This is a genomic window from Amycolatopsis sp. NPDC058278, assembly GCF_042881395.1.
GTDB lineage: Bacteria > Actinomycetota > Actinomycetes > Mycobacteriales > Pseudonocardiaceae > Amycolatopsis.
Genome location: NZ_JBHVXZ010000007.1, coordinates 31,261 through 52,566, shown reverse-complemented (window position 1 = coordinate 52,566; position 21,306 = coordinate 31,261). Strand labels below are relative to the sequence as shown.

At 70.2% G+C, this 21,306-nt stretch carries 19 protein-coding genes and 1 pseudogene; 18 read left to right on the top strand and 2 right to left on the bottom strand.

What is annotated here, in order from left to right:
- Positions 1 to 24: 24 nt before the first annotated feature.
- On the bottom strand, positions 25 to 855 hold the full coding sequence (locus ACFVYA_RS05245) for an inositol monophosphatase (RefSeq protein WP_285987955.1): 831 nt from the start codon (positions 853 to 855) through the stop codon (positions 25 to 27).
- A 129-nt stretch (positions 856 to 984) separates the two neighbouring features.
- Between ACFVYA_RS05245 and ACFVYA_RS05240 the strand changes: the two genes are divergently transcribed.
- The 3 genes and pseudogenes from ACFVYA_RS05240 to ACFVYA_RS05230 all read left to right on the top strand — a co-directional run bounded on the left by ACFVYA_RS05240 (position 985) and on the right by ACFVYA_RS05230 (position 4,061).
- Positions 985 to 2,103, top strand: coding sequence for a glycosyltransferase family 4 protein (locus ACFVYA_RS05240; RefSeq protein ID WP_387042642.1), 1,119 nt, complete (start codon positions 985 to 987; stop codon positions 2,101 to 2,103).
- A gap of 1 nt (position 2,104) precedes the next feature.
- Positions 2,105 to 3,207: pseudogene (locus ACFVYA_RS05235) on the top strand (glycosyltransferase).
- An 80-nt stretch (positions 3,208 to 3,287) separates the two neighbouring features.
- Positions 3,288 to 4,061: a BTAD domain-containing putative transcriptional regulator gene (locus ACFVYA_RS05230; protein ID WP_387042639.1), complete on the top strand. Its 774-nt coding sequence runs from the start codon at positions 3,288 to 3,290 to the stop codon at positions 4,059 to 4,061.
- Here the strand turns inward: ACFVYA_RS05230 and ACFVYA_RS05225 are convergent.
- Positions 4,043 to 4,417: a hypothetical protein gene (locus ACFVYA_RS05225; protein ID WP_285987959.1), complete on the bottom strand. Its 375-nt coding sequence runs from the start codon at positions 4,415 to 4,417 to the stop codon at positions 4,043 to 4,045. The genes ACFVYA_RS05230 and ACFVYA_RS05225 overlap by 19 nt on opposite strands.
- A gap of 158 nt (positions 4,418 to 4,575) precedes the next feature.
- Between ACFVYA_RS05225 and ACFVYA_RS05220 the strand changes: the two genes are divergently transcribed.
- The 15 genes from ACFVYA_RS05220 (at position 4,576) to ACFVYA_RS05150 (ending at position 21,304) form a co-directional block, all read left to right on the top strand.
- Positions 4,576 to 5,265: a demethylmenaquinone methyltransferase gene (locus tag ACFVYA_RS05220; protein ID WP_285987960.1), complete on the top strand. Its 690-nt coding sequence runs from the start codon at positions 4,576 to 4,578 to the stop codon at positions 5,263 to 5,265.
- A gap of 63 nt (positions 5,266 to 5,328) precedes the next feature.
- Positions 5,329 to 6,615, top strand: a complete 1,287-nt coding sequence (locus ACFVYA_RS05215) for a geranylgeranyl reductase family protein (RefSeq protein ID WP_387042635.1) — start codon at positions 5,329 to 5,331, stop codon at positions 6,613 to 6,615.
- A gap of 434 nt (positions 6,616 to 7,049) precedes the next feature.
- Positions 7,050 to 7,469 (top strand): NADH-quinone oxidoreductase subunit A, encoded by a 420-nt coding sequence (locus ACFVYA_RS05210; RefSeq protein WP_285987962.1) that lies wholly within the window; start codon positions 7,050 to 7,052, stop codon positions 7,467 to 7,469.
- A gap of 4 nt (positions 7,470 to 7,473) precedes the next feature.
- Positions 7,474 to 8,022: an NADH-quinone oxidoreductase subunit B family protein gene (locus ACFVYA_RS05205; protein WP_020643101.1), complete on the top strand. Its 549-nt coding sequence runs from the start codon at positions 7,474 to 7,476 to the stop codon at positions 8,020 to 8,022.
- Positions 8,023 to 8,026: 4 nt separating this feature from the next.
- Positions 8,027 to 8,776: an NADH-quinone oxidoreductase subunit C gene (locus ACFVYA_RS05200; protein ID WP_387042632.1), complete on the top strand. Its 750-nt coding sequence runs from the start codon at positions 8,027 to 8,029 to the stop codon at positions 8,774 to 8,776.
- On the top strand, positions 8,773 to 10,155 hold the full coding sequence (locus tag ACFVYA_RS05195; protein WP_387042630.1) for an NADH-quinone oxidoreductase subunit D: 1,383 nt from the start codon (positions 8,773 to 8,775) through the stop codon (positions 10,153 to 10,155). Before ACFVYA_RS05200 ends, ACFVYA_RS05195 begins: the two co-directional genes overlap by 4 nt.
- A complete protein-coding gene (gene nuoE, locus ACFVYA_RS05190; protein WP_387042627.1) occupies positions 10,152 to 11,009 on the top strand; it encodes an NADH-quinone oxidoreductase subunit NuoE in 858 nt (285 codons plus the stop codon). The genes ACFVYA_RS05195 and nuoE overlap by 4 nt, the downstream gene beginning before the upstream one ends.
- Complete coding sequence (gene nuoF / locus ACFVYA_RS05185; RefSeq protein WP_364514206.1) at positions 11,009 to 12,304, top strand: NADH-quinone oxidoreductase subunit NuoF; 1,296 nt, start codon at positions 11,009 to 11,011, stop codon at positions 12,302 to 12,304. Before nuoE ends, nuoF begins: the two co-directional genes overlap by 1 nt.
- Positions 12,301 to 14,772: an NADH-quinone oxidoreductase subunit G gene (locus tag ACFVYA_RS05180; RefSeq protein ID WP_387042624.1), complete on the top strand. Its 2,472-nt coding sequence runs from the start codon at positions 12,301 to 12,303 to the stop codon at positions 14,770 to 14,772. Before nuoF ends, ACFVYA_RS05180 begins: the two co-directional genes overlap by 4 nt.
- The gene (gene nuoH, locus ACFVYA_RS05175; RefSeq protein ID WP_387042621.1) at positions 14,769 to 16,118 is read left to right on the top strand and encodes an NADH-quinone oxidoreductase subunit NuoH; all 1,350 of its coding nucleotides are present in this window, start codon (positions 14,769 to 14,771) and stop codon (positions 16,116 to 16,118) included. The genes ACFVYA_RS05180 and nuoH overlap by 4 nt, the downstream gene beginning before the upstream one ends.
- A complete protein-coding gene (gene nuoI / locus ACFVYA_RS05170) occupies positions 16,105 to 16,629 on the top strand; it encodes an NADH-quinone oxidoreductase subunit NuoI (RefSeq protein WP_013222460.1) in 525 nt (174 codons plus the stop codon). The genes nuoH and nuoI overlap by 14 nt, the downstream gene beginning before the upstream one ends.
- Positions 16,626 to 17,492 carry an NADH-quinone oxidoreductase subunit J gene (locus tag ACFVYA_RS05165; protein ID WP_387042619.1) on the top strand — a complete coding sequence of 289 codons (867 nt, stop codon included), beginning with the start codon at positions 16,626 to 16,628 and terminating at the stop codon, positions 17,490 to 17,492. The genes nuoI and ACFVYA_RS05165 overlap by 4 nt, the downstream gene beginning before the upstream one ends.
- Positions 17,489 to 17,788 (top strand): NADH-quinone oxidoreductase subunit NuoK, encoded by a 300-nt coding sequence (gene nuoK, locus ACFVYA_RS05160; protein ID WP_003081840.1) that lies wholly within the window; start codon positions 17,489 to 17,491, stop codon positions 17,786 to 17,788. The genes ACFVYA_RS05165 and nuoK overlap by 4 nt, the downstream gene beginning before the upstream one ends.
- Positions 17,789 to 17,852: 64 nt before the next feature.
- On the top strand, positions 17,853 to 19,754 hold the full coding sequence (gene nuoL, locus ACFVYA_RS05155; RefSeq protein ID WP_387042616.1) for an NADH-quinone oxidoreductase subunit L: 1,902 nt from the start codon (positions 17,853 to 17,855) through the stop codon (positions 19,752 to 19,754).
- Complete coding sequence (locus tag ACFVYA_RS05150) at positions 19,754 to 21,304, top strand: NADH-quinone oxidoreductase subunit M (RefSeq protein WP_285987972.1); 1,551 nt, start codon at positions 19,754 to 19,756, stop codon at positions 21,302 to 21,304. The genes nuoL and ACFVYA_RS05150 overlap by 1 nt, the downstream gene beginning before the upstream one ends.
- Positions 21,305 to 21,306: the final 2 nt, after the last annotated feature.

Sequence of the window (21,306 nt, the reverse complement as noted above, 5' to 3'; positions counted from 1 at the left end):
ATCTTCACAGCGCGCGCAACTCGATTAGCCCGCCGTCTCCTGCCACCAGCCCAGCACCTCGTCCGCGACCCCCGGCGCCGCCACCAGCAAGCCGTCCGTCGGCAGCGCCGTGTCCTCGCCGTGCTTGTCCAGCACCACCGCGCCCGCCTCGATGGCCATCGCCACCGATCCGGCCACGTCCCACTCGTGGTAGCTGTGCAGCACCGCCGCCGCCGCGTGGCCCAGGGCCACCTGGGCGATCGACAACGCCGCCGACCCGAGGACGCGCACCCCGGCGTGGGCCGCCGCCGCTCGCTCGATGAAGCCGCCCATGCCCGGCCACGGCCCGCTGCGGGCCAGCTCGGTGCACACGAGCGCCCCCGCCGTCACGCAGCGGTCCACCAGCTTGATCGGCTTGCCGTTCGCGCGGGCCCCCCGGCCGCGCGCCGCGGCGTAGATCTGGGCCCGGTACGGGTCCGCCACCACGCCCACGACCGGGCCGGCCGCGTCCACCAGCGCCAGGCTGTACGCGCACCACGGCACCCCGGCCACGTAGTTCGCCGTGCCGTCCACCGAGTCGACCACCCAGCGGTACTCCGCGACGTCCGCGCCGTGGTCGGCGCCGAACTCGTGGCCGACCACCGGGATGCCCGGGAACTCCGCCGTCAGGACGCGCCGCGTATGGCGCTCCAGGATCCGATCCGTGTCGGTGACCCAGTCGAACGGCGAGTCCAGCGTGGAAGGGTGGGCGCCGCGGCCGGCGGTCGCGGTGATCACGTCGGTGGCGTCGTTGGCCAGCCGCCCGGCCACTTCGAGCGCCCTCGACAGCAGGCCGGGCTCGACGGGCCGCGGCGGCCGTGAGGACAAGAGGGTCATGCCTGCTTAGCCTGGCTTACCGTGGTTTCCAGGACACGACCTTGAGATGACATGTCGTAGCCGATCTGTTCCGGCACCGTTGGCCGCAGTGTCACACGAGCGCCAGCCTCGGGTGCGATCGTCCAGGACGTGCGAGTCGCCATAGTCACCGAAAGTTTCCTGCCCCAGGTGAACGGCGTGACCAACTCCGTCCTGCGGGTCGTCGAGCACCTGCGCGAACGCGCGCACGACGTGCTGATCATCGCCCCCGGCCCCGGCCCGGACTCCTACCGCGGGGCCCCGGTGGTCCGGATTCCCGCGCTGGACGTCCCCGGGGTCAGCTCCCTGCCGATCGGCCTGCCGACGCGCACGGTGCTGAACGCGCTGGCCGCGTTCGGCCCGGACGTCGTGCACCTGGCGTCGCCGTTCGTGGTCGGCGCGCGTGGACTCGCCGCGGCGAGACGGCTGCGCGTCCCTTCGATCGCCGTCTACCAGACCGACATCGCCGGGTTCGCCGCCGCCTACGGCTTCGGACTCGGCGCCCGCGCCGCGTGGCGCTGGGTGCGGCGGCTGCACTCGCGCGCCGACCGGACCCTCGCCCCGTCGAGCGATTCCGTCGAGCAGCTGGAGCTGCACGGCGTCCCGCGCGTGCACCGGTGGGCCCGCGGTGTGGACATCGACCGGTTCTCCCCGGCGCACGCCGACCCGGCGCTGCGGGCCGAGCTGGCCCCGGACGGTGAGCTCCTCGTCGGGTTCGTCGGCCGGCTGGCCCCCGAGAAGGAGGTCGACCGGCTGGCCGCGCTGGCCGCGGTGCCGGGGATCCGCGTGGTCGTCGTCGGCGACGGGCCCGAACTCGAAAACCTCAGGGGACAGCTGCCGGACGCGGCTTTCCTCGGCGCGAAGTACGGCGAAGACCTCTCGAAGGCGTACGCGAGCCTCGACGTCTTCGTCCACACCGGACCGCACGAGACGTTCTGCCAGGCGGTGCAGGAAGCGATGGCCTCCGGGCTGCCGGTGCTCGCCCCGGACGCGGGCGGCCCGAAGGACCTCGTGCTGCCCGGCCGCACCGGGTATCTGCTGCCCGCGGACCGCGAGCGGTTCGGCCCGGCACTCGTCGAAAAGGTCGACGCCCTCCGAGACGCCGCGTTGCGCGCGAGGCTCGGTGAAAAGGCGCGCAAGGTGGTGCTGGGCCGCACCTGGCCCGCCGTCTGCCACGAGCTGGTCGGGCACTACGAAGCCGTGCGGGGCCGGGCCGCCCGCGCGGCCTGACGTGCACATCGTCCAGGTCGCGAACTTCTACGGGCCGCGCTCGGGCGGGCTGCGCACCGCACTGCACCACCTCGGCGCCGGCTACGTCGCGAGCGGGCACGAGGTGACGCTCGTGGTGCCCGGCCGCCGGTACGCCGACGAGGTCCTGCCGACCGGCGTGCGCCGGTTTTCCCTGCGGGCGCCGCGGATCCCGGGTACCGGCGGCTACCGGGCCGTCGACCCGCACCGGGTCCGCGCGGTGCTGCGGAAGCTCGAGCCGGACCGCCTGGAGGTGTCCGACCGGCTGACGCTGCGGGGGATGGGCGGCTGGGCGAGCCGCCGCGGCGTGCCCAGCACGGTCCTCTCCCACGAGCGCCTCGACCGCTTGCTGGAGCAGTTCCTGCTGCCCGCGCCGGTGGCCCGCCGCGTCGCCGACGCCGCGAACCGGCGGATGGCCGCGAGCTACGACACGGTCGTTTGCACGACGGCGTTCGCGCGCGCGGAGTTCGACCGGATCGCGGCGCCGAACGTCCGCCGCGTCCCGCTCGGCGTCGACCTCACGACGTTCCGGCCCGCCATGCGCGACGACGGCCGGCGCGCCGGCCTGGCCGGCGGAGCGGACGTCCTGCTGGTCCACTGTGGACGCTTGTCGCCGGAGAAGCACGTGGAGCGCAGCGTGGACACCGTCGCCGAGCTGGCGGCGTCGGGTGCGCGCGTGCGGCTGGTGGTGGCGGGTGCGGGCCGCGACGGCGGGCGCTGGAGCGCCGGGCGCGCGGCCTGCCGGTGACGTTCCTGGGTTTCCTGCCGGGCCGCGCCGACGTCGCCCGGCTGCTGGCCAGCGCGGACGTCTCGCTCGCCCCCGGCCCGCACGAGACGTTCGGGCTCGCGGCGCTGGAGGCACTGGCGTCCGGGACGCCGGTGGTCGTGTCGGCGTCGTCGGCGCTGCGGGAGATCGTGCGGCCGGGCTGCGGGGCGGCGGTCGACGACCACGCGCCCGCGTTCGCGGCCGCCGTCACGGATCTGCTGGACAGCCCGGAAGACCAGCGGCGGGCGGCGGCGCGGGCCCGTGCCGAAGAGTTCACCTGGCCCGCGGCGGTGGCCGGGATGCTCGCCACGCACGGCTGAGCCCGGTTTGCCCGGTCCTGTACGGGATTTGTACACCGGCCGATCAAGGTCAACTTCTCGACACGAGGAGGGACCTTCCGGTGGAGTTCGAGGTTCTCGGTCCGATCACCCTGGTTTCCGGCGCACGGGCGATCCCCGTGCCCGGCCGGCTGCGGCGCGTCCTGCTCGGCGTGCTCCTGGCCGACGCCAACCACTTCGTCCGGGCCGACGTGCTGGCCGACGCGCTGTGGGACGGCGATCCCGACCGGCGCGCGGCGCGGAAGCTGCACTGGCACGTGCACAAGCTGCGGGCCGTGCTGCCCGACCGCGAGCGGCTGGACTCCGGGCACGGTGGCTACCGGATCGTCGTCCGGCCGGGCGAGCTGGACGCCGAGCGCTTCGAAGCGCTCGCCGGGCGGGTGGCGGGGGAGCCGCGCCCCGCCGAACGGACCGCGTTGATCCGCGAGGCGCTCGCGTTGTGGCACGGCACGCCGTACGGCGGTCTGGACGTCCCGGTCCTGGCCGACGAAGCCCTGCGGCTGACCGAACGCCGCCTGGTCCTGCTCGAACACCTGCACCAGGCCGAATTGGACCTCGGGCGGCACGCGGCGGTGGTGGTCGAGCTGACCGGCCTGGTGCGGCGGTATCCGCTGCGCGAACGGCTGCACTACCTGCTGATGGTGGCGCTGTCGCTCGACGGGCGGCGGGCGGAGGCGCTCGACGCCTACCACGGCGCCCGCCGGGTGCTGGTCCGGCAGCTCGGCCTGGAACCGGGCCGCGCGCTGCGGGACCTCGAACGCCGGATCCTGGCGGACGGGCCCGCGGCCTGGCCGGCCACGGGCCCGTCCGGCGGGGATCAGATGACGCGCAGGTAGAGGTACACGTGCGAGCCGGCGTGGGTCTTGTTGAACTCCTTCTTCGTGCCCTCGCCACCGGCGCGGACGGTGCCGAAGTTGCTGCCGTCCTCCCAGGTGCCGTAGACCTCGGCGGCCTTGCCGTCGGCGTCGGTGTCCTTCACCCAGCCCTGGACCGAGACCTTGCCGCTGGTGCAGGTGATCGTCCACGCGGCGGCGCCACCGCCGACCGAGGGGTTGAACTTGTCGCCGCAGGCGCCCTGGATCGTCACCACGCCGTCGGTGGCCGCCATCGCGGGCGCCGAGCTGATCAGGGAACCACCGACGACGGCGCCGGTCAGCGCGGCCACGGCCGCCGCCTTCTTGACGAAGCTCATCTCGTAGTGCCTTTCTCGTGGGCCGGCTGTTCGCCTGCCGTGAGGAAGACACTGCCGAGGTGAGGTTTGTCGTGGCTTTGTCACCGCTTTGCTCCTGGTTTGCCGGTCCAGGTCCACCTCGCCGCGACCTCCGGGGCCCGGCTGTCTACATTCAGGTCATGTCACGCGCAAGCCTGGACAAGGACCCGCACGAGGTCGCGGCAATGTTCGACGGCGTCGCGTCCGGGTACGACCGGGCGAACTCGTTCATGACCTTCGGCTTCGACCGGCGTTGGCGCACCACCACCGCCCGCGTCCTCGACGCCCGCCGCGGCGAAAAGGTCCTGGACCTCGCCGCCGGCACCGGGGTGTCCACCGTCGAGTACGCCCGCGGGGGCGCGTGGTGCCTGGCCGCGGACTTCTCGTTCGGCATGCTGAAGGCCGGGCTGCACCGCCGGGTCCCGATGGTGGCCGCGGACGCGCTGAACCTCCCGTTCGCCGACGAGAGCTTCGACGCCGTGACGATCTCCCTGGCGCTGCGCAACTTCGTCGACACGAAGGCCGCGCTCACCGAGATCGCCCGCGTGGTCAAGCCGGGTGGCCGGCTGGTGATCTGCGAGGTCTCGACCCCGCCGTTCGCCCCGATCCGGTTCATCCACCGGCGGTTCATGCTGAAGCTGCTCACCTGGGTCGGCAAGCGGACGTCGTCGAATCCCGAGGCCTACTCCTACCTGGCCGAATCGATGCTGGCCTGGCCCGACCAGCGCACCCTCGGCGAGATCATCGCGAGCGCGGGCTGGACCGACGTCGAGTGGTTGAACCTCACATTCGGGGTCGTGGCGATCCACCGCGCGCGAAAGCCTGCCTAACCCCGCCTTCCTCCCCGCCGCCACCCTCAAAGGAGGGGCTTCGCCCCGCTGTAGATTCGACGTATGAGTCGACGCACCGCAGACCAGGACGCCGAAGTCATCGTCGTCGGCGCCGGACCCGCCGGTTCCACCGTGGCCACCTACCTGGCCCGCGCGGGCGTCGACGTGCTGCTGCTGGAGAAGACCGAGTTCCCCCGCGAGAAGGTCTGCGGTGACGGCCTGACCCCGCGCGGCGTCAAGCAGCTGATCGACCTCGGCATCGACACGAGCGAGAACGCGGGCTGGGTGCACAGCCGCGGGCTGCGGATCCTCACCGGCGACCTGACGCTGGAGCTCGACTGGCCGGACCTGACGAGCTACCCGCCGTACGGCGTTTCCCGCACCCGCCACGACTTCGACGACCTCCTCGCGAAGCTCGCCGTGAAGGCGGGCGCGCGGCTGTACGAGCGCACCACCGTCACCGGCGCGATCACCAACGCGAGCGGCCGCGTGGTCGGCGTCGAGGCGAAGGTCGGCCCGGAGCGGACGCCGGTGAAGTACTCCGCGCCGCTGGTCCTGGCCTGCGACGGCGTCTCCGCGCGGCTCGCCCTGAGCGTCGGCATCCAGAAGAACGAGAAGCGCCCGATGGGCGTCGCGGTGCGCCAGTACTACAAGAGCCCGCGCCACGACGACCCGTTCATCGAGGGCCACCTCGAGCTGTGGGACCGCTCGGACCCGCGCGACCCGAAGCTGCTGCCGGGCTACGGCTGGGCGTTCCCGCTCGGCGACGGCACGGTGAACGTCGGCCTCGGCATGCTCTCGACGTCGGCCTCGTTCCGGAACACCGACTACCGCGCGCTGCTGCGCCAGTGGCTCGACGGGACGCCGGAGGAGTGGGGCTACCGCGAGGAGAACGCGATCGGCAAGGTCGGCGGCGCCGGTCTCCCGATGGGCTTCAACCGCACCCCGCACTACCGCGACGGCCTGCTGCTGCTGGGCGACGCGGGCGGCATGGTCAGCCCGTTCAACGGCGAAGGCATCTCGGCCGCGATGGAGTCGGCGCAGATCGCCGCGGAGGTCGTCGTGCAGGCGCTGGCCCGGCGTGAAGGGCCTTCGCGGGAGCGGGCGCTGGAGGCGTACCCGCGGGCCGTCGGCGAGCTGATGGGCGGCTACTACCAGCTGGGAAACGTCTTCGCGAAGATCATCGGCAAGCCGAAGATCATGCACGCGTGCACCAAGTACGGGCTGCGCATCAACAAGCTCCTGCCGCTGGTCTACAAGGGCCTCTCCGGCTGCTACGACGCCAAGGGCGGCGACGGCGTCGACCGCCTCATCGCGGCCCTCGCCCGCGTCACCCCCACCCCCCGCTGACCTGGCGCCCTTGCGCGCGGACACACGAGTGGCCTAGCAAGTTGGCCGTGCGGCCAGTGGGATAGATCACAGGTCAGCGCCCGTTTTGTCCGTCCGGAACGCGATCTTGAACGCCCTTCGCGCAGGTCGCGCGCGCGGTGTTGCCGACCCGTGACAACGATGGCGCCGAAAGTTAGGCGACCCTCATAACACGGGGTACTAGGGACAAGAGTGTGAGTCGCGTCCTAGACTCCCCCCATGCTTTGTGAATCCCTTCACATCCGCGACGAGTGGCTTGTGAACTATTTCACAAGCACCTTGAGGTCCAGCCACGGGCCGTAAGGAGACCCTGACCCTCGGCGGTGTGACCCAGGTCCCTTAGGGTGCCGACGAGGCTCAAGCGGTTCCCCACCACAAGCAAAACCGCAGCGGCGCGGAAAGGATGGCGAAGACCCGTGCTGACGTTGCTGACCCGAACCGAGACGGTGCAGCTGGCTCAAGAGGCCCCGAGCCTGAAGCCCTACCTGCCCCTGGTCCTGTTGTTCGTGCTGGCGCTCGGGTTTGCCGTGCTGTCGGTGCTCCTGGGCCCGCTCGTGGGTCCCAGTCGCTACAACAAGGCCAAGCTCGAGGCCTACGAGTGCGGCATCGAACCGTCCCCGCAGCCGCTCGTCGGCGCCGGGCGGATGCCGGTGGCGTACTACATCACCGCAATGATGTTCATCCTGTTCGACATCGAGATGGTCTTCCTCTACCCGTTCGCCGTGCAGGCGGACGCGCTGGGCACGTTCGGCCTGGTGGAGATCCTGCTGTTCATCGCGACGGTCGGCTTCGCGTACGCCTACGTGTGGCGGCGCGGCGGCCTGGATTGGAACTAGACCCATGGGCCTCGAAGAGAAACTCCCCAACGGCATCCTGCTGGCCAGTCTCGAAGGCCTGGTCAACTGGTCGCGGAAGAACTCGATGTGGCCGGCCACCTTCGGGCTCGCCTGCTGCGCGATCGAGATGATGACCGTCGGCGGTTCCCGCTACGACATCGCCCGCTTCGGCATGGAGCGCTTCAGCGCGACGCCGCGCCAGGCCGACCTGATGATCGTCGCCGGCCGGGTCACCCAGAAGATGGCCCCGGTCCTGCGCCAGATCTACGACCAGATGGCGGAGCCCAAGTGGGTGCTCGCCATGGGTGTCTGCGCCTCCTCCGGCGGCATGTTCAACAACTACGCCGTGGTCCAGGGCGTCGACCACATCGTGCCGGTCGACATGTACCTGCCCGGCTGCCCGCCGCGGCCGGAGATGCTGCTGGACGCGATCCTCAAGCTGCACGCCAAGATCCAGGACGAGCCGATCAACGCCCGCCGCGCCGCCATCCGCGCCGCCAGCGGGGCGCGGACCGAGCTCGTCGCGTCGTCGATCAAGTACGCGAAGAAGTAGAGCGATGACTGAGAACCCCCAACCCGGCGAAGAGCAGTCGAGCGCCGAACGCGCCGAAACCGGCCTGACGGCGAAGGGCCCCGGCTCGGCCGAACCGGTCGTCACCGGGCGCGAACGCCAGGGCATGTTCGGCGTCCACGGCAGCGGCGACACCTCCGGCTACGGCGGCGTCCGGCTCCCGGCGTACAGCCCGGCGCCGGCCGAGCGCCCGTACGGCGGCTGGTTCGACCAGTTCGCCGACGAGTTCTACGCCGCGCTGGCCGAGCGCAAGATCCCCGCCGAGGCGATCCTGCAGACGACGGTCGACCGCGGCGAGATCACCTTCTACGTCGCCCGCGAGCACCTGCCCGCCATCGCGAAGACGCTGCGCGACGACGGCGGCCTCCGGTTCGAGCTGCTGTCGTCGGTGTCCGGTGTGGACTACGGCGTCGACGTCCCGCAGCGGCTGCACGCCGTCTACCACTTCACGTCGCTGACCTACCGGCGCCGGATCCGGCTCGAGGTCACCCTCGACGTCGAGGACGCGCACGTGCCGTCGCTGGTGGAGACCTACCCGACCGCCGACTGGCAGGAGCGGGAGGCCTGGGACATGTTCGGGATCGTCTTCGACGGCCACCCGGCGCTGACCCGGATCCTGATGCCGGACGACTGGGACGGCCACCCCCAGCGCAAGGACTACCCGCTCGGCGGGATCCCGGTCGAATACAAGGGCGCGGAGATCCCGCCGCCGGACCAGCGGAGGTCGTACTCGTGAGCAGCACCGAGAACCTGTCGGACGTCACGACCGGGACGAGCACCACCGAGACCGGCAGCGACAGCACGGACAACGTCAACTACGCCGACTCCCGCGACACCACCGAAGGCCGCGTCTACTCGGTCTCCGGCGGCGACTGGGACGACGTCATCGCCGACGCGGCGCACGACGAGCGCATGGTCATCAACATGGGCCCGCAGCACCCGTCCACGCACGGCGTGCTCCGGCTCGTGCTGGAGATGGAGGGCGAGACCGTCACGCAGCTGCGGTCGGTCATCGGCTACCTGCACACCGGCATCGAGAAGAACTGCGAGTACCGGACCTGGACCCAGGGCGTCACCTTCGTGACGCGCATGGACTACCTGGCCCCGCTTTCGACGGAGATGGCCTACTGCCTCGGCGTCGAGAAGCTGCTGCAGATCGAGGCCCCGCGCCGCGCGCAGCTGCTGCGCGTGATGCTGCTGGAGATCAACCGGATCGGCTCGCACCTGGTCTACATCGCCACCGGCGGCATGGAGCTCGGCGCCACCACGGCGATGACGCTCGGCTTCCGCGAGCGCGAAGAGGTGCTGCACCTGCTGGAGCACCTGACCGGCCTGCGGATGAACCACGCGTTCATCCGCCCCGGCGGCCTCGCGCAGGACATGCCGGCCGACTACGTCGAGGTCGTCAAGGCGTTCCTCAAGACGATGAAGGAACGCCTTCCGCTGTACGACAAGCTCTTCACCGGGCAGCCGATCTGGCGCAACCGGCTCAAGGGTGTCGGGTACCTGCCGGTCGACGCGTGCCTCGCGCTCGGTGTCACCGGTCCGGTGCTGCGCAGCGCCGGCCTGCCGTGGGACCTGCGCAAGACCGAGCCGTACTCCTGCTACGACGAGTTCGACTTCGACGTCCCGGTCGACAACGGCGCCGACTGCTGGTCGCGCTACCTGATCCGGGTGCACGAGATGCACGAGAGCCTCAAGATCATCGAGCAGTGCCTCGAGAAGCTCGAGCCGGGCCCGGTCATGGTCGAGGACAAGAAGGTCGCCTGGCCCGCGCAGCTGTCCATCGGCAGCGACGGCATGGGCAACTCGCTCGAGCACGTCAAGAAGATCATGGGCCAGTCGATGGAGTCCCTGATCCACCACTTCAAGCTGGTCACCGAGGGCTTCAAGGTTCCGCCGGGCCAGGTCTACACGTCGGTCGAGTCGCCGCGCGGCGAGCTGAGCGCGCACCTGGTGTCCGACGGCGGCACCCGGCCGCTGCGGGTCCACGTGCGCGAACCGAGCTTCGTGAACCTGCAGTCGATGCCCGCCATGGCCGAGGGCGGCCTGGTCGCCGACGTGATCGCCGCCATCGCCTCGATCGACCCCGTCATGGGGGGAGTGGACCGATGACCACAGCAGTTCCCGAGCCGGGCCCGAACTACGCCGCGGCAACGCACGCCGCGGCGGGCCCGGACACCGACGTCGTCGCCATCGCGCCGGACCCCAATGTCGCAGCCGGCATCATCACCGAGACGCCACTGGAAGACCTCTTCGACGCGGACATCCACGCCAAGGCGCAGGACCTGATCGCGCGCTACCCGATGTCCCGCTCGGCGCTGCTGCCGATGCTGCACCTCGTGCAGTCGGTGCAGGGGTACGTCAGCCAGGAGGGCATCGCGTTCTGCGCGCGGCAGCTCGACCTGTCCGACGCCGAGGTCAGCGCGGTCGCGACGTTCTACACGATGTACAAGCGCAAGCCGTGCGGCGAGCACCTCGTGAGCGTCTGCACCAACACGCTGTGCGCGGCCATGGGCGGCGACGCGATCTACAAGAAGCTCCAGACGCACCTCGGTTCCGAGGCGGAGCCGCTGGGGCACAACGAGACCGCGGGCACGCCGAACGAGCCGGGCTCGATCACCCTCGAGCACGCCGAGTGCCTCGCGGCCTGCGACCTCGCGCCGGTCATCCAGGTCAACTACGAGTACTTCGACAACCAGACCGAGGAAAAGGCCGTCGCGCTGGTCGACGCGCTGCAGGCGGGCAAGAAGCCGGCCCCGACGCGCGGTGCGCCGCTGACGAACTTCAAGGGCGCCGAGCTGCAGCTCGCCGGGTTCTTCCCGGAGGACGAACGGCAGTACCGCAAGGACGTCGACGGTCCGTCGCAGGCCGTCGAGACGCTGCGGGGCGCGAAGCTCGCGCAGGACCGCGGCTGGGTCGCCCCGGTCGCGCAGGACGTCCCTCTCCCAGAAGTGGAGAAGAAGTAATGGCCGACCCCATCACTCCGGTCCTCACGAAGCGCTGGCTGTCCCCGAACTCCTGGCAGATCGGGACGTACGAGGCACTCGAGGGCTACACCGCCGTCCGCAAGGCACTGGCCGGGACGCCGGAGCAGCTCGTCCAGCTGGTCAAGGACTCCGGCCTGCGCGGCCGCGGCGGCGCGGGCTTCCCGGCCGGCATCAAGTGGTCGTTCATGCCGCCGAACTTCGACAAGCCGCACTACCTGGTCATCAACGCCGACGAGGGCGAGCCGGGCACCTGCAAGGACATCCCGCTGATGATGGCGGACCCGCACTCGCTCATCGAGGGCTGCATCATCGCCTCGTACGCGATGCGGTCCAACCACTGCTTCATCTACGTCCGAGGCGAGGCGTTGCACTGCATCCGCCGCCTCAACGCGGCCGTGCGCGAAGCCGAAGCGGCGGGCTACCTGGGCGAGAACATCCTGGGCTCGGGCTTCGACCTCAAGATCACCGTGCACGCCGGCGCCGGCGCGTACATCTGCGGTGAGGAGACGGCGCTGCTCGACTCGCTGGAAGGCCGTCGTGGCCAGCCGCGGCTCAAGCCGCCGTTCCCGGCCGCCGCGGGTCTCTACGCCGCGCCGACCACGGTCAACAACGTCGAGACCATCGCCAGCGCGCCGTTCATCGTCAACGGCGGCTCCAGCTGGTTCCGCGAGATGGGCCGCGAGAAGTCGCCCGGCCCGAAGATCTACTCGATCTCCGGCCACGTCGAGAAGCCCGGCCAGTACGAGTGCCCGCTCGGCACCACGCTGCGCGAGCTGCTGGACATGGCGGGCGGCATGAAGGACGGCATCCCGCTCAAGTTCTGGACCCCGGGCGGCTCGTCCACCCCGATGTTCACCGCCGAGCACCTCGACGTTCCCCTGGACTTCGAGGGTGCGGCGGAAGCGGGCTCCATGCTCGGCACCACCGCCGTCCAGGTCTTCAACGAGACCGTGTCGGTGCCGTGGGCCGTGATGAAGTGGACGCAGTTCTACGAGCACGAGTCCTGCGGCAAGTGCACGCCGTGCCGCGAAGGCACGTACTGGCTCGCGCAGATCCTCGAGCGGATGGTCGAGGGCCACGGCACCGAAGAGGACATCGACACCCTCCTCGACGTCTGCGACAACATCCTCGGCCGGTCGTTCTGCGCCCTCGGGGACGGCGCGGTGTCGCCGATCCAGAGCGGCATCAAGTACTTCCGCGAGGAGTTCCTCGCGCTGTGCGAGAAGAACCGGCACGAACAGACCAAGCCCGAACTCGTGGGAGCGCAGGCATGACGATCGCGCCCGACAAGCCAGAGACCCAGGAGACGCCGGTCCCCGAAGGCCACGTCAAGCTGGTCATCGACGGCGAAGAGGTCATCGCCCCCAAGGGCGAGCTGCTGATCCGCACGGCCGAGCGCCTCGGCACGGTCATCCCGCGGTTCTGCGACCACCCGCTCCTCGACCCGGCGGGCGCCTGCCGCCAGTGCCTGGTCGAGGTCGAGATGGGCGGCCGGCCGATGCCGAAGCCGCAGGCGTCCTGCACGATGACCGTCGCCGACGGCATGGTCGTCAAGACGCAGCTGACGTCGCCGGTCGCGGACAAGGCCCAGCAGGGCGTGATGGAGCTGCTGCTCATCAACCACCCGCTGGACTGCCCGATCTGCGACAAGGGCGGCGAGTGCCCGCTGCAGAACCAGGCGCTGGCCCACGGCCGCGCGGAGTCGCGGTTCGTCGACACCAAGCGGACGTTCCCCAAGCCGCTCCCGATCTCGACGCAGGTGCTGCTCGACCGCGAGCGCTGCGTGCTCTGCCAGCGCTGCACCCGGTTCTCCCGCGAGATCGCCGGCGACCCGTTCATCGAGCTCCTCGAACGCGGCGCCCACCAGCAGATCGGCACCGCGGAGACGGCGGATGTGCTGGACCTGGCCTCGCGGACGACGTCCGGCCAGCCGTTCCAGAGCTACTTCTCCGGCAACGTCATCCAGATCTGCCCGGTCGGGGCCCTCACGAGCGCGGCCTACCGGTTCCGCTCCCGCCCGTTCGACCTGGTGTCCGCGCCCAGCGTGTGCGAGCACTGCTCGTCCGGCTGCGCCGAGCGCACCGACTTCCGGCGCGGCAAGGTCCAGCGCAAGCTGGCCGGCGACGACCCCGAGGTCAACGAGGAGTGGATCTGCGACAAGGGCCGCTTCGCTTTCCGCTACACCGGCGCCGAGGACCGCATCCGGCGTCCGCTGGTCCGCAACCGCGAGACCGGTGAGCTGGAAGAGGCGTCCTGGACCGACGCGCTGCGCATCGCCGCGGCCGGCCTCACCGAGGCTCGCGGCAACGGCGGCGTCGGCGTCCTGACCGGTGGCCGGCTGACCGTCGAGGACGCCTACGCGTACTCGAAGTTCGCCCGCGTCGCCCTGCGGACGAACGACATCGACTTCCGCGCCCGCCCGCACTCGGCCGAGGAACTCGCGTTCCTCACCTCGCACGTCGTGGGCGTGACGCCGGAGTCCGGCGTCACCTTCGGCGAGATCGAGCGGGCCCGCACGGTGTTGTGCGTCGCGTTCGAACCCGAGGACGAGGCCCCGATCGTGTTCCTGCGGCTGCGCAAGGCGGCCCGCCGGAACCGGACCCGGATCGTCCACTTGGGACAATGGACGACGTCGTCGGTGCGCAAGACGTTCGGTGAGCTGCTCGCCTGCGTCCCCGGCCAGGAAGCCGCGGCCGTCGAAGGCATCGCCAAGCACGCGCCGGACGTCGACGAGGCCCTGCGCGGCGAAGGCGCCGTCGTCCTGGTCGGCGAGCGCGCCGCCGCGATCCCCGGCCTGTTCGCCGCCCTGCACGACCTGGTCGAGCGCACCGGCGTCCGGCTCGCGTGGATCCCGCGCCGCGCCGGCGACCGGGGTGCGCTGGAGACCGGCTGCGTGCCGTCGCTGCTGCCCGGCGGCCGCCGGGTCGGCGACGACGCCGCCCGCGTCGCCGTCGAAAACGCCTGGGGCGTCCCGCTCCCGGCCACGCCGGGCCGCGACACCACCGACATCCTGCTGGCCGCTTCGGCCGGCGAGCTCGGCGGCCTGGTCGTCGGCGGCGTCGACCCGTTCGACCTGCCGGACCCGGCTCTCGCGCTGCGCGCACTGGACACCGCCGGGTTCGTGGTCAGCCTCGAACTGCGGCACAGCGCGGTGACCGAGCGCGCGGACGTCGTGCTCCCGGTGGCCGCGTCGGACGAGAAGGCGGGCAGCTACCTCAACTGGGAGGGCCGCACCCGCCCGTTCGACGTCACCCTCGAAGGCACCGGCACCCTGCCGGACTGCCGGGTGCTCGACACCCTCGCCGTCGAGATGGACGTGGACCTGTTCACACAGACGCCGGCCGCCGCGCGCGGTGACTTCGAGAAGCTGGGCCAGGCCTCGGCGCTGCGCTGGAGCCACGTCGCCGCCGAGGTCGCGCCGCCCGCGACGCCGGGTGCCGGCCAGGCGATCCTGTCGACCTGGCGCCAGCTGATCGACAACGGTTCGCTGCAGGACGGCGAGCCGCACCTCAAGGGCACCCAGCGCACGCCGGTCGCGCGGCTGTCGGCGAAGACCGCCGAAGGACTGGGCGTCACCGTGCGGGTGAGCACCGAACGCGGCGCGATCACGCTGCCGGTCGAGGTCGCCGACCTGCCCGACGGCGTCGTGTGGCTGCCGGGCAACTCCGACGGCTCCGCCGTGGCCAAGACGCTCGGCGCCGGACACGGCGCCGTCGTGAACCTCGCTGGAGGTGGGCAATGACCCCGCTGCTGACCGAAACCGCTGTCGGGAGTGTTCCGGACGCGGCGACGCGGGCGGCGCTGCTGGCGGACGACCCGTTCTGGCTGATCCTGCTCAAGTGCGTGGTCATCCTGCTGATCGGGCCGATCCTGACGATCTTCCTGATCGTCTGGGAGCGCAAGGCGGTCGGCCGGATGCAGAACCGGCCCGGCCCCAACCGCGTCGGCCCCGGCGGCTACCTGCAGTCCCTGGCGGACGCGATCAAGCTGCCGTTCAAGGAACAGATCATCCCGGACACCGCCGACCGCAAGGTGTACTTCCTCGCCCCGGTCGTCTGCGTGGTGCCTTCGCTGATCGCGCTGTCGGCCATCCCGTTCGGCCCGGTCGTGTCGATCTTCGGCGAGCGGACCGTCCTCCAGCTGCTCGACCTGCCGGTCAGCGCGCTGGTGATCCTGGCCTGCTCCTCGATCGGCGTCTACGGCATCGTGCTCGCCGGCTGGTCGTCCGGCTCGCCGTACCCGCTGCTCGGCGGCATGCGCAGCGCGGCGCAGGTGATCTCCTACGAAATCGCGATGGGCCTGTCGATCGTCGCGGTGATCCTGCAGGCCGGGTCGCTGAACCTGGCCGACATCGTCGCCAAGCAGCAGCCGGCGTGGTTCCTTTACCTGATCCCGAGCTTCGTGATCTACCTGATCTCGATGGTCGGCGAGACCAACCGTGCCCCGTTCGACCTCCCCGAGGCCGAGTCGGAGCTGGTCGGCGGCTTCCACACCGAGTACAGCTCGATGAAGTTCGCGATGTTCTTCCTCGCCGAGTACGTCAACATGGTGATCGTCTCGGCGTTCGCGACGACGCTGTTCCTCGGCGGCTGGATGGCCCCGTGGCCGCTGTCGCTGATCGGGAACAACGTGCTCAACACCGGCTGGTGGCCGGTGCTGTGGTTCTTCGCGAAGATGTTCGTCCTGCTGTTCGGGTTCATCTGGCTGCGCGGCACGCTGCCCCGCCTGCGCTACGACCAGTTCATGCGCCTGGGCTGGAAGGTCCTGGTCCCGCTGAACCTGGTGTGGATCATCATGGTGACCTTCGCGAAGGTCATCACCTGGAACACCGCGTCCATCATCATCGCCGCGGTCGCGATCTTCATCGTCGTCGCGCTGTTCTTCTACGTCCGCGCCGCGGGCCGGGAAGAGGAGAGCGAGAGCGTCCCGGTCACCGGCGGTGGCTTCCCGGTTCCGCCGCTGGACCTCAAAGTCCCGCAGACCACCCCGCGTCAGAAGGCTTTGGCCAAGGCCGAAGCCAAGGCGGCCCGCCGCAAGCCGGCAGTCGTCGGTACCGCAAAGGAAGGAGCGCAAGATGGGGTTTCTTGATCCCGTCAAGGGCTTCGGCGTCACCTTCGGGATGATGTTCAAGAAGGTCGCCACCGAGGAGTACCCGGAGGCCGGCGCTCCCGCCGCCCCGCGTTACCACGGCCGGCACCAGCTGAACCGCCACCCGGACGGCCTCGAGAAGTGCGTCGGCTGCGAGCTGTGCGCGTGGGCGTGCCCGGCGGACGCGATCTTCGTCGAAGGCGGTGACAACACCGAGGAAGCCCGGTTCTCGCCGGGCGAGCGGTACGGCGCGGACTACCAGATCAACTACCTGCGCTGCATCGGCTGCGGCCTCTGCATCGAGGCGTGCCCGACCCGGTCGCTGACGATGATCAACTTCTACGAGCTCGCCGACGACGACCGTCAGCGGCTGATCTACACGAAGGAGGACCTGCTCGCCCCGCTGCTGCCCGGCATGGAGCAGCCGCCGCACCCGATGCGGCTCGGGGAGAACGAGCAGGACTACTACGTGAACGGCCCCGAACTGGCGCGCGGGGAGGGGATCAAGTGATCACCGCCCTCCTGGCCGCGGCGCCGAACGCCTCCGCCGGTGTCTCCACCGGCGAGGCCATCGCGTTCTGGGTCCTCGGCCCGGTCTCCCTGCTCGGCGCGCTCGGCATGATCTTCTCCCGTAACGCCGTGCACTCGGCGCTGTGGCTGGTGCTGACCATGCTCAGCCTGGGCGCGCTGTACATGATCCAGTCGGCCCCGTTCCTGGGCTTCACGCAGATCATCGTCTACACCGGCGCGATCATGATGCTGTTCCTGTTCGTGCTGATGCTGGTCGGCCGGGAGAGCTCCGACTCGGTCGTCGAAGTCCTGCGTGGCCAGCGGCTGGCCGCGACCGTTCTCGGCATCGGGCTGGCCGCGCTGCTGGCCACCGGCATCTACCGCGCGCTGGAGAACGTCACCCCGGCGATCCCGCTCGACTCGGCCACGCCGGCGGGCGGCGGACCCAAGGGCCTGGGCCGGCTGATCTTCACCGACTACCTCTTCCCCTTCGAGCTGACGTCGGCGCTGCTCATCACCGCCGCCATCGGCGCGATGGTGCTGGCCTTCACCGACCGGCACGGCAAGGGCGGCAAGCTCACGCAGAAGGAACTGGTCCTGCTCCGCTTCCGCGGCGAGCACGACCGGCCCTCCCCGCTGCCCGGCCCCGGCGTCTTCGCCACCGCGAACTCGGTGGCGACGCCGGCGCTGCTGCCGGACGGCTCGATCGCCCCGGAGTCGCTGTCGGCGATCATCGAGTCCACCTCGGCGATCGAGCTGGCGAAGGAACGCAAGCTCGTCACGGACGAGGGCCCGCACGCGGACGCGCACGCGCTAGTCGGCTCCGAGGGTGCTTCGGAAGCTTCGGAAGGGGAGAAGGAATGACCCCCACGTACTACCTGCTGCTGTCGGCGCTGTTGTTCGCGCTCGGCGCGGTCGGCGTGCTGGTGCGGCGCAACGCGATCGTCGTGTTCATGTGCATCGAGCTGATGCTCAACGCGGTGAACCTGTCGCTGGTCACCTTCGCCCGGATCAACGGCGGGCTCGACGGCCAGATCATGGCGTTCTTCGTCATGGTCGTCGCGGCCGCCGAGGTCGTGGTCGGCTTGGCGATCATCATGGCCATCTTCCGCACCCGGCGCTCGGCTTCGGTCGACGACACCAACCTGCTGAAGTACTAGTGCCGCCTCATCCCCACCACCCACCCTCGACGGAGGCGCTCCGCGCCACTGAAAGGATTGCCGAGTGACCGCATCATCGTGGCTGCTGGTGGCCCTGCCTGGCCTCGGCGCCCTGATCCTCCTGCTGGCCGGGAAGCGCGCGAAGGCCTGGGGGCATCTGCTCGGCTGTGCCACCGTCACCCTCGCCTTCGTCTACGGGCTGATCCTGTTCTTCACCGCCGACACGGGCACCACGACCGACACCAAGGTCTACTCGTGGATCCCGGTCGGGCAGCTGCAGGTGGACTTCGGGCTGCGGATCGACGCGCTGTCGCTGACGTTCGTGCTGCTCATCACCGGCGTCGGCATGCTGATCCACTACTACTCGATCGGCTACATGGCCGACGACGAGGGCCGGTACCGCTTCTTCGCGTACCTGAACCTCTTCGTCGCGTCGATGCTGATCCTGGTGCTGGGCAACAGCTTCGTGACGCTGTACCTCGGCTGGGAAGGCGTGGGTCTCGCCTCCTACCTGCTCATCGGCTGGTACCAGGGCCGCCCGTCCGCCGCGACCGCGGCGAAGAAGGCGTTCCTGATGAACCGCGTCGGGGACGTCGGGCTCGCGCTGGCGATCTTCATCATGTTCAAGTACGCGGGCTCCACCGGCTACGCGCAGGTCTTCCAGGCGGTCGCCGACGGCAAGTTCTCGACGGGCGCGATCACCGCGATGGCGATCCTGCTCCTGCTGGGCGCCTGCGGTAAGTCCGGCCAGTTTCCGCTGCAGGCGTGGCTCCCGGACGCGATGGAGGGCCCGACCCCGGTGTCGGCCTTGATCCACGCGGCGACGATGGTGACCGCGGGTGTCTACCTGGTGGCCCGCTCGAAGGACATCTTCAACGCCACCGAAGACGGCCGCCTGATCGTCACGCTGGTCGGCACGGTGACCCTGCTGCTCGGGTGCATCATCGGCTGCGCGTACGACGACATCAAGAAGGTCCTCGCGTACTCCACGGTCAGCCAGATCGGCTACATGATGCTGGCCGTCGGGCTCGGGCCCATCGCCTACGCGCTGGGCATCATGCACCTGGTCGCGCACGGCTTCTTCAAAGCCGGGCTCTTCCTCGGGGCCGGGTCGGTCATGCACGGCATGAACGACGAGGTCGACATGCGGAAGTTCGGCGGGCTGCGCAAGCACATGCCGATCACCTTCATCACCTTCGGCCTCGGCTACCTGGCCCTGATCGGCATCCCGCCGCTGTCGGGCTTCTTCACCAAGGACGCGATCATCGAAGCGGCGTTCGGCCAGGGCGGCTGGCGCGGCTGGGTGATGGGCGGCGCGGCGCTGCTCGGCGCCGGGCTCACCGCCTTCTACATGACCCGCCTGATGATGATGACGTTCTTCGGCAAGGAGCGCTGGAAGGACATCAAGTCCTCCGACGGTCGTGACTTCCACCCGCACGAGTCGAAGGCGATCATGTGGATCCCGATGGCGGTCCTGGCGGTCGGCTCGGTCGGCGCCGGCGCGTTCTTCGCCCTCGGCGATCGCTTCTCCGAGTGGCTGACCCCCTCGGTCGGCAAGCTGGAGGAAGCGCACCACGCGCCGTTCGACGCCTGGGTGATCTCCGTCGCGGCGATCGTGTTCTCGGTGCTGGGTGTGCTGATCGCGGCCCTGATCTTCCGCCGTGACGTCCCGGTCGAGCAGCCCCAGCGGGTCTCGTTCGTCACCCGGGCCGCGCGCAAGGACCTGTACGGCAACACCCTCAACGAGACGCTGATCGCCCGCCCGGGCACCTGGCTCTCGCGGGCGCTGGTGTTCGTCGACAACCGCGGCGTCGACGGCGCGGTCAACGGCCTGGCCGCCTCCCTCGGCGGCGGCTCCGGCCGGCTGAGGCGGCTCCAGACCGGGTTCGTCCGGTCCTACGCCCTGTCGATGCTGGGCGGCACGTTCCTGCTTCTGGCGGCTCTCCTGCTGGTGAGGTTCTCCTGATGACCTGGTTGCTCATCCTCATCCTGGTGCCGCTCGCCGGCTCCCTGGTGCTGGCGTTCCTCAAGGGGAACGACCGCGCCGCGGTGCTGGCCGCGCTGGCGTTCTCGATCCTCGAGTTCCTGCTGATCATCCCGTTCTGGCTCAGCTACTCGCCTTCGGGCGCGCGGCTGCAGATGACGTCGAGCTTCGACTGGATCCCCAGCTTCGGCGTGCACATCGCGTTCGGCACCGACGGCATCTCGCTGATCATGATCGCGGTGATCGCGCTCCTGGTGCCGATCGTCGTCGGCGGGCTCGGCACGCTGGACAAGCTCCCGGCGGGCCGCAGCGCGGGCGGGTTCCTCTCGCTGATCCTGCTGCAGGAGGCGCTCACGATCGGCGTGTTCGCCGCGACCGACGTCTTCCTGTTCTACGTGCTGTTCGAGATCATGCTGATCCCGATGTACTTCCTGATCGGCGGCTACGGCGGCGCGAACCGGCAGTACGCGGCGGTGAAGTTCTTCCTCTACTCGTTCCTCGGCGGCCTGATCATGCTGGCGTCGGCGATCGGGGCGTACTCGCTCGCGAAGGACAAGCTCGGCAAGGGCACGTTCGACTGGGAGACGCTGGTGACGGTGGTGCGCGACGCGCCGCTGTCCACGCAGATCTGGCTGTTCCTCGGGTTCTTCCTGGCGTTCGCGATCAAGGCGCCGCTGGTGCCGTTCCACACCTGGCTGCCGGACGCGGCGGGGGAGGCGCCGATCGGCGTCGCCGTCCTGCTGGTCGGCGTGCTGGACAAGGTCGGCACCTTCGGGTTCCTGCGCTACTGCCTGCCGATGTTCCCGGACGCGAGCCGGACCCTGGCGCCGCTGGTGCTGGTGCTCTCGGTGATCGGCGTCCTCTACGGATCGATCCTCGCCGCGGGGCAGCGGGACATGAAGCGGTTCATCGCCTACGTCTCGATCGCGCACTTCGGCTTCATCTCGCTGGGCATCTTCGCGTTCAACGAGCAGGCGATGGTCGGCTCGGCGACGTACATGCTCAACCACAGCCTCGCCACCGGCATGCTGATCGTGGTGATCGGCCTGGTGATCGCGCGCGGCGGGTCGTCTCGCATTTCGGACTACGGCGGCATGGCGAAGGTGACGCCGCTGCTGGCGGGCCTGTTCCTCCTCGCCGGTCTGTCCACTTTGTCCCTGCCGGGCACCAACTCGTTCGTCTCGGAGTTCCTGGTGCTCATCGGGTCCTTTGTGGACCAGCCGGTGTACACGATCCTCGCCACGGTGGGCATGGTCCTGGCCGCGGCGTACGTGCTCTGGCTCTACCAGCGGGTCTTCCAGGGCCCGGTCCGCGGTGACGCCCTCGTCGGCGTCGGCGGCGGCCCGGGTACGGCGATTGCGCCGGAACTGGGCGCCAAGAAGGCCATCACGGACCTGAACGGCCGGGAGATCGCGATCCTCGCGCCGCTGGTCGTGCTGATCCTCGTCCTCGGCTTCTACCCGAAGCCGGTGCTCGACACAGTCATCCCGACGGTGCAGCAGACGCTGTCCGCGGTCCAGGGAGGCAAGTAAAG

Coding starts and splice junctions, on each gene's coding strand:
- ACFVYA_RS05180 (WP_387042624.1), top strand. CDS start 12,301: ATGACGATCGCGCCCGACAAGCCAGAGACCCAGGAGACGCCGGTCCCC.
- ACFVYA_RS05150 (WP_285987972.1), top strand. CDS start 19,754: ATGACCTGGTTGCTCATCCTCATCCTGGTGCCGCTCGCCGGCTCCCTG.
- nuoH (WP_387042621.1), top strand. CDS start 14,769: ATGACCCCGCTGCTGACCGAAACCGCTGTCGGGAGTGTTCCGGACGCG.
- nuoF (WP_364514206.1), top strand. CDS start 11,009: ATGGCCGACCCCATCACTCCGGTCCTCACGAAGCGCTGGCTGTCCCCG.
- ACFVYA_RS05225 (WP_285987959.1), bottom strand. CDS start 4,417: ATGAGCTTCGTCAAGAAGGCGGCGGCCGTGGCCGCGCTGACCGGCGCC.
- nuoK (WP_003081840.1), top strand. CDS start 17,489: ATGACCCCCACGTACTACCTGCTGCTGTCGGCGCTGTTGTTCGCGCTC.
- ACFVYA_RS05220 (WP_285987960.1), top strand. CDS start 4,576: ATGTCACGCGCAAGCCTGGACAAGGACCCGCACGAGGTCGCGGCAATG.
- nuoE (WP_387042627.1), top strand. CDS start 10,152: ATGACCACAGCAGTTCCCGAGCCGGGCCCGAACTACGCCGCGGCAACG.
- ACFVYA_RS05245 (WP_285987955.1), bottom strand. CDS start 855: ATGACCCTCTTGTCCTCACGGCCGCCGCGGCCCGTCGAGCCCGGCCTG.
- nuoI (WP_013222460.1), top strand. CDS start 16,105: ATGGGGTTTCTTGATCCCGTCAAGGGCTTCGGCGTCACCTTCGGGATG.
- ACFVYA_RS05205 (WP_020643101.1), top strand. CDS start 7,474: ATGGGCCTCGAAGAGAAACTCCCCAACGGCATCCTGCTGGCCAGTCTC.
- ACFVYA_RS05215 (WP_387042635.1), top strand. CDS start 5,329: ATGAGTCGACGCACCGCAGACCAGGACGCCGAAGTCATCGTCGTCGGC.
- ACFVYA_RS05200 (WP_387042632.1), top strand. CDS start 8,027: ATGACTGAGAACCCCCAACCCGGCGAAGAGCAGTCGAGCGCCGAACGC.